The 12,650-nt window shown below is 65.9% G+C and carries 12 protein-coding genes; 2 read left to right on the top strand and 10 right to left on the bottom strand.

The annotated features are described in order from the left end of the window. Positions 1-192: 192 nt before the first annotated feature. The 5 genes from ACZI8W_RS15185 to thyX form a co-directional block, all read right to left on the bottom strand. On the bottom strand, positions 193-2,994 hold the full coding sequence (locus ACZI8W_RS15185; protein WP_463369319.1) for an FtsK/SpoIIIE family DNA translocase: 2,802 nt from the start codon (positions 2,992-2,994) through the stop codon (positions 193-195). Between the two features lie 117 nt (positions 2,995-3,111). After that, positions 3,112-3,735 (bottom strand): TIGR03085 family metal-binding protein, encoded by a 624-nt coding sequence (locus tag ACZI8W_RS15180; protein WP_463369318.1) that lies wholly within the window; start codon positions 3,733-3,735, stop codon positions 3,112-3,114. 73 nt (positions 3,736-3,808) lie between these two features. Then, complete coding sequence (locus tag ACZI8W_RS15175; protein ID WP_463369317.1) at positions 3,809-5,620, bottom strand: ribonuclease J; 1,812 nt, start codon at positions 5,618-5,620, stop codon at positions 3,809-3,811. Continuing rightward, the gene (dapA, locus tag ACZI8W_RS15170) at positions 5,620-6,525 is read right to left on the bottom strand and encodes a 4-hydroxy-tetrahydrodipicolinate synthase (protein ID WP_463369316.1); all 906 of its coding nucleotides are present in this window, start codon (positions 6,523-6,525) and stop codon (positions 5,620-5,622) included. The genes ACZI8W_RS15175 and dapA overlap by 1 nt, the downstream gene beginning before the upstream one ends. 71 nt (positions 6,526-6,596) lie before the next feature. Continuing rightward, entirely contained in the window at positions 6,597-7,352 is a 756-nt protein-coding gene (gene thyX / locus ACZI8W_RS15165; RefSeq protein ID WP_463369315.1) for an FAD-dependent thymidylate synthase, read from the bottom strand. A gap of 124 nt (positions 7,353-7,476) precedes the next feature. On the opposite strand from thyX, the gene ACZI8W_RS15160 reads away from it, so the two are divergent. Both ACZI8W_RS15160 and ACZI8W_RS15155 read left to right on the top strand, forming a co-directional pair. Beyond that, entirely contained in the window at positions 7,477-8,079 is a 603-nt protein-coding gene (locus tag ACZI8W_RS15160) for a toxin-antitoxin system HicB family antitoxin (RefSeq protein WP_463369314.1), read from the top strand. An 85-nt stretch (positions 8,080-8,164) separates the two neighbouring features. Further along, complete coding sequence (locus ACZI8W_RS15155; RefSeq protein WP_463369313.1) at positions 8,165-8,605, top strand: SRPBCC family protein; 441 nt, start codon at positions 8,165-8,167, stop codon at positions 8,603-8,605. 16 nt (positions 8,606-8,621) lie between these two features. Here the strand turns inward: ACZI8W_RS15155 and ACZI8W_RS15150 are convergent, their stop codons facing one another. From ACZI8W_RS15150 to narI, 5 genes are all read right to left on the bottom strand, one after another. Then, positions 8,622-9,089, bottom strand: a complete 468-nt coding sequence (locus ACZI8W_RS15150; RefSeq protein WP_463369312.1) for a flavodoxin family protein — start codon at positions 9,087-9,089, stop codon at positions 8,622-8,624. Between the two features lie 22 nt (positions 9,090-9,111). Further along, a complete protein-coding gene (locus ACZI8W_RS15145; protein ID WP_463369311.1) occupies positions 9,112-9,603 on the bottom strand; it encodes a hypothetical protein in 492 nt (163 codons plus the stop codon). Further along, positions 9,600-10,358, bottom strand: coding sequence for a 4-hydroxy-tetrahydrodipicolinate reductase (gene dapB, locus ACZI8W_RS15140; RefSeq protein WP_463369310.1), 759 nt, complete (start codon positions 10,356-10,358; stop codon positions 9,600-9,602). The genes ACZI8W_RS15145 and dapB overlap by 4 nt, the downstream gene beginning before the upstream one ends. Before the next feature lie 84 nt (positions 10,359-10,442). Beyond that, positions 10,443-11,777, bottom strand: a complete 1,335-nt coding sequence (locus ACZI8W_RS15135) for a M16 family metallopeptidase (protein ID WP_463369309.1) — start codon at positions 11,775-11,777, stop codon at positions 10,443-10,445. A gap of 141 nt (positions 11,778-11,918) precedes the next feature. Continuing rightward, on the bottom strand, positions 11,919-12,650 hold the full coding sequence (gene narI / locus ACZI8W_RS15130; protein WP_463369308.1) for a respiratory nitrate reductase subunit gamma: 732 nt from the start codon (positions 12,648-12,650) through the stop codon (positions 11,919-11,921).

The following is a 12,650-nucleotide window of genomic DNA, read 5'->3' as shown; positions in this document are numbered from 1 at the left end:
ACCTCGGCCTTCCGGTAGGTATGCGTACCTGCCGGAGGTCTCTCCCGCCCGACGTATGTCTCGGACCGGCAGCCCCGGAACGGCAACGGTGCCGAACGTGTTGACGAGACTGCCACGGATAAGGGGATACTCCCCTCCACAGCTTCACCGATTGTGCCACACGCACCATGGGCCGCGCGCTACGACGACACCTCACGTGTCGACGGCGTTTCCTCCGTCCGGGTCGCCACCGCCCCGGATCGAGTAGAGCAGGCCGTCGAGTTCGTCCGGCTTCACGAGTACCTCGCGGGCCTTGCTGCCTTCACTCGGACCCACCACGCCCCGGGTCTCCATGAGATCCATCAGGCGGCCGGCCTTCGCGAAACCGACACGGAGTTTGCGCTGCAGCATCGAGGTCGAACCGAACTGGCTCGTGACGACGAGTTCGACCGCTTGCAGAAACACGTCGAGGTCGTCGCCGATGTCGGGGTCGACGTCCTTCTTCTCCCCGGCCTTCGGCACCGTGACACCCTCGTTGTATTCGGGCTCGGCCTGGGTCTTGGAGAACTCGACGACCGCCGAGATCTCCTCGTCGGTAATGAACGCTCCCTGCATACGAACCGGCTTCCCGGCACCCATCGGCAGGAACAGTCCGTCACCCATACCGATGAGCTTCTCGGCGCCGGGCTGGTCGAGGATGACCCGCGAGTCGGTCAGCGAACTCGTCGCGAACGCGAGTCGTGAGGGCACGTTCGTCTTGATCAGACCGGTAACGACATCCACGGACGGCCGCTGAGTTGCCAGGACGAGGTGGATACCCGCGGCGCGGGCCTTCTGTGTGATGCGCACGATCGCATCCTCGACGTCGCGCGGTGCGGTCATCATGAGATCGGCGAGCTCGTCGACAATTGCGAGAATGTACGGGTACGGGCGGTAGACGCGTTCGCTGCCGAGCGGTGCGGTGATCTCACCCGACTTGACCTTCGTATTGAAGTCGTCGATGTGCCGGACGCGACTGGCCTGCATGTCCTGGTAGCGCTGCTCCATCTCTTCGACGAGCCACGCCAGGGCTGCCGCAGCTTTCTTCGGCTGCGTGATGATCGGCGTGATCAAGTGCGGAATGCCCTCGTACGGGGTGAGCTCGACCATCTTCGGGTCGATCAGGATCATCCGAACTTCTTCGGGTGTCGCCCGGATCAGCAGCGACACCAGCATGGAGTTGACGAAACTCGACTTACCGGAACCGGTGGAGCCGGCCACCAGCATGTGCGGCATCTTCGCGAGGTTCGCGGAAACGAAGTCTCCTTCGATGTCCTTTCCGAGCCCGATGACGAGCGGATGGTGGTCGCGGCGGGTCGCGGGAGCCGCGAGCACGTCGGACAGGCGCACGAGTTCACGATCGGAGTTGGGTACCTCGATACCGACTGCGGATTTGCCAGGGATCGGCGCGAGAAGCCGGACGTTGTCGGTCGCGACGGCGTACGCGATGTTACGGGCGAGTGCGGTGATCTTCTCGACCTTGACCCCGGGCCCGAGTTCGACCTCGTACCGTGTCACAGTCGGGCCTCGTGTGAACCCGGTGACCGCTGCATCGATCTTGAACTGCTCGAGCACCTCGGTGATCGCCTCGATCATCTGATCGTTCGCGGCCGAGCGGGTCTTGGGTGGGTCGCCCTCCATCAGCAACGACAGGGACGGCAGTGTGTAATCCCCTTCGACGACGCGGTCGGGAACGAGCGGCTCCATGACGTCGGGGTCGGGCTTTGTGGGAGCGGCCGCCGGAACTGCTGCCGCGACCGCGGCCGCCTTCGACTTCGCAGCCCGGGCCTTCGAAGGCTCAGGTTCAGGTTCAGGCACCGGCGACGCGTCCGGCTCGTCCCACAGCGGCAAGACCTCGGTACGTGCCTCGCCGTGGACCTCGTCGGTCGGGTAGTTCTCGCTCGGGGTTCGCCGGCGACGCGACCGCGGCTTCTCGGTGCCGTCCTCGTAGAGCAACGGGTTGAGATGGTCGGAGTAGCCGTCGTGCTCGGGGTCGTACTCGCCGTGGTCGTCGTAGTGCCCGTATCCGTCGTCGTCGCGGTACGGCAGACCGAAGTAGTCGCGGAAGAGCTCGGGTAGCTCACGAATCGTGGTGCCGGTGATCAGCAGGATGCCGAAGCCCATGGCCATCAACATGAGCGGCACCGACAACCACACCGTCAAGCCTGCGGTGATCGGACCACCGACTACGGCACCGACGAATCCGGCACCCTCCGAACGGCCTGCGGCATCGGTGGGGGAACCGGATGCCATGTGCCAGAGCCCCAATGCAGGGATCGCGACGAGCAGCGATCCGAGTACCAACCGTGGGCGTGCCTCCGGCCAGGGTTCGGTTCGCATGAGGACCATGGCGACACCGACCGCGACGAGAGGCAACACCGCGCTCGCCCCGCCTGTGATCGCACGCACGCCGGTTTCGATCCACTCTCCGACCGGGCCGCCCACGCCGAACCACACCGACCCTGCGACCACCACTGCGAACGCGACGAGACCGAGCGCGATCCCGTCACGCCGATGACCGTGTTCGATATCGGTCGCCCGTCCCATCGTCCGGGTGGTGGCGCCGAGCCCCCGGGCGAGCATGAACCAACCGGCGCCGACACTCTTGCCGATCGCTGTGAGCAACCCGCCCGACCCTCGGCGCGCCTGCGGTGCACCGCCACGCGGACGAGGTGCGGCGCCACGACGCGCCGTGGACGCGCCGCGCGAACCCGAGGACTGCCGCGTCCGCTTTGCGGGCGACTTCGGGGTCGAGGCCTTCGCGGACGAGGTCTTCGCGGACGACGCCTTCGCGGTCCGGGGTGCCGGCTTCTTCGCTGTCGATCTCTTCGCGGAACGCGCGGAGGTCGTCTTCGCGGACGAGGCCGATGTGGTGGTAGCGGGCGCAGTCCGACCGGAAGTGGCCGATGCGCGCGTCCCCGACCGCGACCGAGAGGTCGCGGTGGACGATGCGCGGCTACCCGACTTTCCTGCCATATCCGCCAGGGTAGTCGCATCGACCACTCACGAACCATCAGCAACACGGAGTGCACGCGGCGGCCCTGATCACAACGGTGAATCGCGGCCCGACTCCACGACGGCGGTAGCTGCCGTTCAGAGACCTCGCCGAGATCCCGCGAGCTCGGCGATATCCGCCTCGTCCCCGTCCTGCTCGAGGCGAACTTCGTCCCGCCCGAACGCATGGAGGAGCAGTTCGGAGGGCTCCCCGCGCAGCACAACCGTCCGGGGCCCACGTTTGCGGACGGTGACCGGGCCCTCACCCGGTCGTTCGAAGTCGACGGTGATGTCGGTGCCCCCGTAGCTGGTGCGCCCGATGGTCCGGGCGTACTTCCACAGCACATCCTGGTCTTCGGCGGGCAACCGGCGCGGTTCCCACCCGGGTTCCCCGCGTCGTACGTCTTCGTGGTGCACGAACATCTCGGTTGCGTTCGCGACAGAGTCGACGAGATACAGGGGCGACCACTTGGGTGGTCCGGAATCGATGTCGGCGAGCAGATGGGCCCACTGACGGTCGGTCACCTCGCGCCGGACCTTTTCCGTGTGACCGGCCAGCACCGGGATCATGATTCCGGGCATTGCGTCGGGGCGACGCTCGCGCACCAGCAAGTGTGCCGCGAGGTCGCGGGTCGTCCAGTCGCCGCAGAGCGTCCGGGCTTCCGGGCCGACCTCCGACATTGTGGTGACCAAAGCGTGCCGTTCGCGTCGAGCAAGGCTCATTCGGCCACTCTAACGAGCAACTCGCACGACAGCACGACCGATCCCGGCGTGTGCTTCAGGAGAACCGTGTACTTCAGGAGACTGCGATGACCGTGGGCACGATCATCGGACGACGGCGATAGGTGTCGGCGACCCACCGGCCGACGACACGGCGAATCCCCTGCGCGATGCGGTGCGTTTCGGTGACACCTTCGGCGGCGAGTTCGTTGAGCGCCTTGTCGACGAGCTGCGCCGCTTCGTTGAGCGCGGTCGGGTCGTCGGAGAACCCACGCCCCGACACCTCGGGCGCACTCACCGCACGACCGGTGGCGCCATCGACGGCGACCGAGATCGAAATGAACCCGCCTTCGCCCAGCACCAAGCGATCCGACAGCGTCGATTCTCCCACGTCGCCGACCGAAAGCCCGTCCACGTACACGTGCCCGACAGGTACCCGACCGACGATCTCGGCGAGCCCGTCGACCATGTCGACGACGACACCGTCCTCTGCGAGCACGATCCGCTCCTTGGGCACACCGGTAGCCTCCGCGAGCGCCGCATTGGCCCGAAGGTGACGCCACTCGCCGTGCACCGGCATCGCGTTGGTCGGCCGCACCGCGTTGTACAGGTACAGCAATTCCCCGGCCGATGCGTGGCCGGAGACGTGCACCTTCGCGTTCTGCTGTGTCACGACGGTGGCACCGCGCTTGGCGAGCCCGTTCACGACCGCGAACACCGAGTTCTCATTTCCCGGGATCAGCGACGACGCGAGTACCACGAGGTCGTCTTCCTTGACGTTGATCTGGCGGTGTTCGCCACGGGCCATACGCGAAAGCGCCGACAACGGCTCGCCCTGTGAGCCTGTCGACACCAACACGAGCCGATCGTCGGGCAGCGATGCCGCGGTGTCGATGTTGACCTCGAGGCCATCCGGCACGTTGAGGTACCCGAGGTCCTGCGCGATCTGCATGTTCCGGACCATCGAACGCCCGACGAATGCGATGCGCCGGTTGTAGCGGTGCGCGACGTCGACGACCTGCTGGATCCGGTGCACATGGCTGGCGAACGACGCGACGATGACGCGGTTCTTCGCTTTGCCGATGACGTTGTCGAGCACGCCGCCGATCTCACGTTCCGGGGTGACGAACCCGGGAACCTCCGCGTTGGTGGAGTCGACGAGGAACAGGTCGACGCCCTCATCACCGAGTCGGGAGAATCCGGCGAGGTCGGTGAGTCGGTTGTCGAGCGGCAGTTGGTCGAGTTTGATGTCGCCGGTGTGCAACACGACACCGGCAGCCGTGTGGATCGCAACCGCGATCGCATCTGGGATCGAGTGGTTGACGGCGAAGTACTCGCAGTCGAACGGGCCGTGGGTAGTGCGCTCACCCTCGGTGACTTCGGTGAGGTTCGGCCTCAGCCGGTGCTCGCGACATTTGGCGGAGACGAGCGCGAGCGTGAACTTCGAGCCGACGACCGGGATGTCCGGCCGCAGGCGCAGCAGGAACGGCAGCGCACCGATGTGATCTTCGTGACCGTGGGTCAGGACGACCGCGTCGATGTCGTCCAAGCGGTCTTCGATGTACCGGAAATCGGGGAGGATGAGGTCGACACCGGGCTGCTGATCTTCCGGGAAGAGGACACCGCAGTCGACGATGAGCAACCGGCCCTGGTGCTCGAACACCGTCATGTTGCGACCGATTTCGCCGATGCCGCCGAGTGCGACGACACGCAACCCGGTCTTCGGAGCCTTCGGCGGAGTGCCGAGACGTGCGGTGGGGTCGGTCGTGGGCCTCGGGTCCGGGCGCTTGGTTGCTGCGGAGTTCTGGGCGACGCGACGGGCCGGCTTGGACGTCGGCGGTCCTGCGTTGCGGGTTGCACGACCACGGCCACGGCTGGGACGACTCATCACAGCACCCCCGCTGCGTGCAGATCTGCTGCCAGCGCATCGGTCTGGGCGGTCACCGGCGCCACCTGCGGCAGGCGAGGTTCCCCGACGTCCATGCCCATCAGGCGTAGACCGGCCTTGGACGCGCTCACCCCCCCGAGGCGCGCAACCGCGCGATAGATGGGAATCAACGACAGATTGATCTTCCGGGCGAGTTCGAGGTCGCCCGCAGCGAATGCGGTATGTAGTTCACGCAGGCGCCCTGGAACCAGGTGCCCGATGACGCTCACGAAGCCCACCGCACCGACGGACAACCATGGCAGATTCAGAGGGTCGTCGCCCGAATAGAATTTCAGGTCGGTGGTGCCGATCAGCTCCGCACCCGCGTTGAGGTCGCCTTTGGCGTCCTTGACGGCGACGATGCGGGGATGCTCTGCCAGAAGCCGCAGAGTCTCCGTCTCGACCGGGACGACCGATCGCGGTGGGATGTCGTAGATCATCACTGGAAGGTCGGTGGCATCGGCCACGGCGACGAAGTGCGCGTAGAGACCCGCCTGCGGCGGGCGGGAGTAGTAGGGGGTCACAACGAGCAGACCGTGGGCGCCGGCCCGAGCCGCATCGCGGGCGAGTTCTGCACTGTGGGCGGTGTCGTTGCTTCCGGCACCGGCGATGATCTTGGCGCGGTCGCCCACGGCCGCGAGCACGGCCCGCATGAGGTCCATCTTCTCGTTCTCGGTGGTGGTGGGCGATTCGCCGGTGGTGCCTGCGAGAACCAGTGCGTCGCAACCACCGTCGACGAGATAGGACGCAAGGCGCACACCAGCATCGACATCGAGCTTGCCCTCGGCAGTGAACGGGGTCACCATGGCTGTTGCGATGGTGCCGAAGGGAAGCTCGACAGCAGTTGCGGAATCACCGTTGGTCATGGTCAGAAGGCTACCGCGTGAAAGCCGCCACCCGGAACACGGCTCGCGCACGACTCGGGCCGGCCGCGCAGTCAGCCGTCGGTCTGGAAACCTCCCGAGGCGACTTCGGTGCCGTCTGCGAGTGTGTTGATCGTGAAGTCACCGAAGGCATTCGGCGCCGCCTCGGCAAGTTGCCGTAGGCATTCCACGGCGAGTCTCCTGATCTCGACGTCGGCGTGCTCGGTGGCGCGCATCGTGATGAAGTGTCGCCACGACCGGTAATTTCCTGTCACCACGATCCGGGTTTCGGTGGCGTTGGGCAAGACGGCTCGCGCAGCCTCACGAACCTGTTTGGCCCGCAACGGTCCGGGCGGGAGGTACGCCAGCTTGTCGTCGAGCGCATCGAGGAGTTCGACGTACGCATCACGACTGCGCTCGGCGGCCCTGAAGAACAAGGCCTCGAGATCTGCATCACCCTCGATCGCCGGAGGGATCACGACGGGAGTGTCCCCACCCGGGACGAACCGTTGCGAGAGTTGCGAGAAGGAGAAGTGCCGGTGCCGGATCAGTTCGTGTGTGCACGACCGAGAGATACCGGTGACGTAGAAGGTGACGCTCGCGTGCTCGAGCACCGAATCATGTCCGACCGCGAGGAGGTGTGTGAGGTAACCGCTGTTGGTCGCGGTCCGGGGATTCGGTTTCGACCAGCTCTGGTAGCACGCGCGACCGGCGAATTCGACAAGCCCTTCTCCGCCGTCCGCATCCGTTCCCCACGGCACGTCGTCGGGAGGCAGGAATTCCGTCTTCGCGATGAGCCTGACCTGCAGTCCGATCGGTTCGGGCGCCATGCTCGTCTCCCTCCGCGTTTCCGCACGGTATTTCTGCACGACCCTAACTGTCGGTCGGTCGCATCGTCCGTACGACATCAGAGCGATGGTTGACTGACGTCAGATATGACGCCACACTGACGTCATGAACATCGATGCCTATACCGACGCCATCGCCGAATCCGTGCGGGTCGCGGCAGAACTCGGCGACGAGCAGACCCGACGCACCGCTGCCGCCCTCGCCACGGCCATCGCCGCGCCCGCCCGACTCGCCGTCCTGAGCGCGCTGTCCGATCTGGCCTCCGAAGTCTCCGAACAACTCGGGGATCGCAAGGTCACCGTCCGTCTCGACGGAGCCGACGCCGTGGTCGAGATTCACGACGGCCCGGCATCCGAGGCCGACGACACCCCCCCGACCTTCGAGGAGATGACCGGCGACATCAGCAGGGTCACACTGCGGCTCGTCGAGCAGATCAAGACCCGCGCCGAGGAAGCTGCTGCGCAGAGTGGAGTCTCCCTCAATTCATGGGTTGGGCAGGCGGTCCAGGGCGCACTTCGCGAGCAGATGCGCTACCAGCGCCACGCCGACGAGTGGCGCTGGCCGAATACCAAGCCGACCACCCCATCCCCGGCACCCGAGACCGGATCCGGCACCGACGCGCCGGTCGACACTGCGAAACCCCCACCCGCCGATGATGCGCCAAGCGACGACACCACCGGCGGCACCGACGAGCAGCGCGCCGACTGACTCATCTCCGCGCATGGGCGTGCGGTAGATTTCCGTCGCACGCGAAGGCGCAGTCCGCGAAGGATGCGGACCGAGGGGAGTAATGATGGCCGTCAGCAGCACCAGAAGCTTCGAGATCAAGGCGACGCCGGAGCAGGTGATGGCGGGCATCGCTGCGGTCGAACGCCTTCCGGAGTGGTCGTCGACGCACAAGTCGGTGACGGTCGAGAGCACTCATCCCGATGGTCGGCCGCACCGCGTCCGCATGACCGTGTCGATCATCGGTATCACCGACGAGCAGGTCGTCGACTATTCGTGGGACGGCGACGAATCGATGTCCTGGACTCTCGTGGAGAGCACCCAGCAGAACGTGCAGGACGGTGCCTACACGCTCACCGCGACCGACAAGGGAACCAAGGTCGACTTCAGCCTCACCATCGATCCCAAGATCCCCGTGCCCGGGTTCCTGGTGCGCCGCGCAGAGAAGACCGCGATCGACACCGCAGGCAAGGGGCTGACGAAGTTCGTGGAGACGAACTTCCGGTAGAGGGCACGGCCATCGCTCATTCCATCAGCCGAGCCGCGATGGTCGCGCCGAGTTCCCAGCAGGCCTCGAGATCGCTCTTGTTCGGTTTGCCGGACGCGACGACGTAGTCGGCGCCCTTCGTCCACCCGAGTCCGGTCGTGATGGTGTCGACGGCGCGCTCGGCGCCTTCGGTGCCCTCGTTGCCATGGATGTACACGCCGTACGGCCGGCCCCGCGTCGAGTCGAGGCACGGGTAATAACAGACGTCGAACGCATGCTTGAGTGCTCCGCTGATGTATCCGAGGTTGGCGGGTGTCCCGAGCAGGTAGCCGTCCGCTTCGAGCATGTCTGTCGGCGAGACCGCAAGCGCCGGTCGCCGAACCACAGTCACGCCGTCGATCTCGGGGTCGGTGGCACCCGCCAGCACCGCTTCGAACATCGCCTGCATGAACGGTGACGGTGTGTGATGGACCACGAGCAGGGTACGCGAATTCTTCTCGGCCATTCCCGCAGCCTACGGCGGCCCGCTAAACCTCGCCGGTGCGCTCGGATTTCTCCAGGGCCACCGCACGTTTCATCATCTCGCGCGCCCGGCTGCGATCACCCGCGAAATCGTAAGCGCGGGCGAGGCGATACGAGTTGCGCCAATTGTCGGGATCGGCCTCCCACTCGGCTTTCACGGATTGGAACAGTTCGTCCGCGGCATCACGCTCGATACGACCCGACGCCATCCGTGGAAGATCGCTGACATCGAGGTCGAGACCTTCATCGTGGATGCGTCGGGACAGTCGCTGATGGTCCAGGCCCGCACGCAGAGTCGCGTACACGATCCACGCACCCACCAGCGGGAGCAGAAACACGCCGATTCCGAACACGATCGAGACCGCCTCGCCGCTCGTGATCAGCGAGATCCCGGTGTGCCCCAATCGCACGAAGTAGAACGCGAGCGCCACGACGATGAAGGCGATCGCGACAACCACCTTCGCGACATCGCGACCGGTGGATGCTGACGAACTCACAGGTCGAGCAGGGGGTCGATTCCCACGGTCAGCCCGGGGCGGGAGCCGATCTCGCGGACGCCGAGGAGAACACCGGGAGCGAACGACGACCGATCGATCGAATCGTGCCGGATCGTGAGTGTTTCCCCCTGCGTGCCGAGCAGCACTTCCTGGTGCGCGACCAGGCCTGCCAAGCGCACCGAATGCACCCGCACGCCGTCGACGTCCGCACCCCGCGCACCGTCGAGTTCAGTGCTGGTGGCGTCGGGGCTGCGCCCGACTCCGGCCGCATCGCGGGCCTCGGCGATCAACCGGGCGGTGCGGTACGCGGTGCCGGACGGCGCGTCGGCCTTGTTCGGGTGGTGTAGTTCGATGACCTCGACGGAATCGAAGAAGCGCGCGGCGGCCTGCGCGAATCGCATGGACAGCACCGCACCGATCGCGAAGTTGGGGGCGACGAGCACGCCGACGCCGGGTTTCGCGGCGATCCATCCCTGGACCTGCTCGAGGCGCGCATCGTCGAATCCGGTGGTGCCGACTACGGCGTGGATACCGTGCTCGATCAGGAACTGCAGATTGCCCATCACGACATCGGGATGGGTGAAGTCCACGACGACCTGGGTCCCGGAGGTGACGAAGACATCGAGGTCGTCGCCTTTGTCGACCGTCGCGACCAGTTCGAGGTCGGCTGCGCCGTCCACTGCATCGCAGATAGCGTGACCCACCTTGCCCTTCGCCCCGAGGACCCCTACCCGAAGAGCTGTCTTGTCCGCCACCGATCCACGTCCTTCCGTCGCCGTACTCTCGGAGAGCCTACGCAACCGGCGTGACAACCGGGTGGGGTGGGAGGAGACACGAACTCACGCCACTATCCCGCGCACGGACGCGGGGAGGTCACGTGCCCGCCGGTACGGCCCGACGACCGCGGCCGCAGCGGGGCGGTGGAGAAGTTCACCGGCCACCTCACGCACCTGCTCGGTGGTGACGGTGGCGATGCGCTCGAGCGTCTCCGTGATTCCCCAGTGCCGCCCGTAGCTCAGTTCGCTGCGGCCGATGCGATGCATACGGGCACCGGTGTCCTCGAGACCGAGGACGAGGCCGCCCCGCAGCGACCCCTTCGCACGCGCACACTCTGCGTCGGTGATGCCGCGCTCGGCAACGTCGGCGAGGACTTCACGGACCACCGCGGCGACGTCGCCGAGGTTCTCGGGCTGACATCCGACATATGTCGAGAATGCGCCCGTGTCGGCGAAGGTGTCGACGCCCGAGTACACGGAGTATGCGAGGCCGCGTTTCTCGCGCACCTCCTGGAACAGCCTCGAGCTCAGGCCGCCTCCGATCGCGGTGTTGAGAACCGACAGCGCCCAGCGCCGGGGATCGTGCCGGCCGAACGCTCGGACGCCGAGGCTGAAATGGGCCTGCTCATTGTCCTGATCGGTGATGCTCAGGGCGGGCGCGGTACGCAACCGCACCGTCCCTTCGCGCCGTGGTGCTGCCTGTGCGGACTCGTCGAGGTGACCGGCGAACGCCCGCCGGACGAGTTCCACCGTGTGTGCGTGATCGACGTTGCCTGCCACCGCCACCACCATCCGCTGCGGCGTGTACCGGCGCACGTGGAACGAATGCAGTTGGTTTCTGGTCATCGATTCGATGGATTCCGTCGAGCCGATGATCGGACGGCCGACCGGGTGGTCACCGTAGAGCGCGCTCAGCAGGGCGTCGCCGAGCAGATCCTCGGGGTCGTCGTCCCGGATGGCAATCTCCTCGAGCACCACCTGACGCTCCACATCGACGTCGGCACTACGGCATTTACCGCGCAACACCACGTCGGCGACGACGTCGACGGCGATCGGCAGGTCGTCGTCGAGGACATGCGCGTAGAAACACGTGTGTTCCTTGCTGGTGAACGCGTTGAGCTCGCCGCCGATGCCGTCGACGAGTTCGGCAATATCGAGGGCCGATCGGGTGGGAGTCGCCTTGAACAGCAGGTGCTCGAGAAAATGGGCAGCTCCCGCGACCGAGGGCTGCTCGTCGCGGGAACCGACCCCCACCCACACACCCACGGCCGCCGATCGCACTCCCGGCACATGTTCGGTGACGACCCGCACGCCGCCGGGCAGCACTGTGCGCCGTACACCGGTGTCCGCGACTGCCGCCGGAGTGTCGAGCGAAAGGGAATCGAAGGTTGGTGCCATGAGCTGTTCCAGAGTCCTGCGCTGTCGGTGATCGTCTGCGGTGGATGGTGTGTCAGAACACGGAACGTTCAGAACACGGAACACCACACACTACACGCGACTACCGCTGCATTCTCTGCAGCAACCACACCTGCCTTCTCGTTACCAGCCTCGACGCCTGGGCTGCGACCCGACAAGCTGTCCGTTCGCGGCTTCGTCACGGCCGCGGTACACGATGTACGGGCGGAACAGGTATGCGAAGGGCGCGCTGAATGCGTGCACGAGCCGGGTGAACGGCCAGATCGCGAACAACACCAGCGCTATCATCACGTGGATGTGGAACGAGAGTGGGGCCTCGGCCATCAGGTCGCCCCGGGGTTGCAGGATCCAGATCGACCGGAACCACGGGGACACCGTCTCACGGTAGTTGTGCGCCTCGTTGCCCTCGAATGCGCCGATCATCGTCGTGGCGAGCCCGGCCACGATCGCAGCAACCAGCACCACGTACATGACCTTGTCGTTGAGGGTGGTCGCGATGAACACAGGCCCCTTGGTACGACGCCGATAGACCAGCAGGGCCACGCCGAGCAGCGTCGCAACACCCGCGATGATTCCCGGAATCGCAGCCCCCCAGTGGTACATGTGTTCGCTGATACCGACGGCTTCGGTCCAGGACTCGGGGATGACCAGGCCGATGATGTGCCCGATGATCACCACGAGCATGCCGAAATGAAAGAGGGGACTGCCGATCCGAAGCAACTTGCTCTCGTAGAGTTGCGACGAGCGAGTCGTCCAGCCGAACTTGTCGTACCGGTACCGCCACCAGGTGCCGACGATCAGCACCGCGAGGGTCACGTACGGCACGATGTTCCAGAAGAGCGCGCCCACAGCCAT

The sequence above is a fragment of the Rhodococcus ruitaii genome (assembly GCF_055230935.1).
This window is presented reverse-complemented; position numbering and strand designations above follow the sequence as displayed.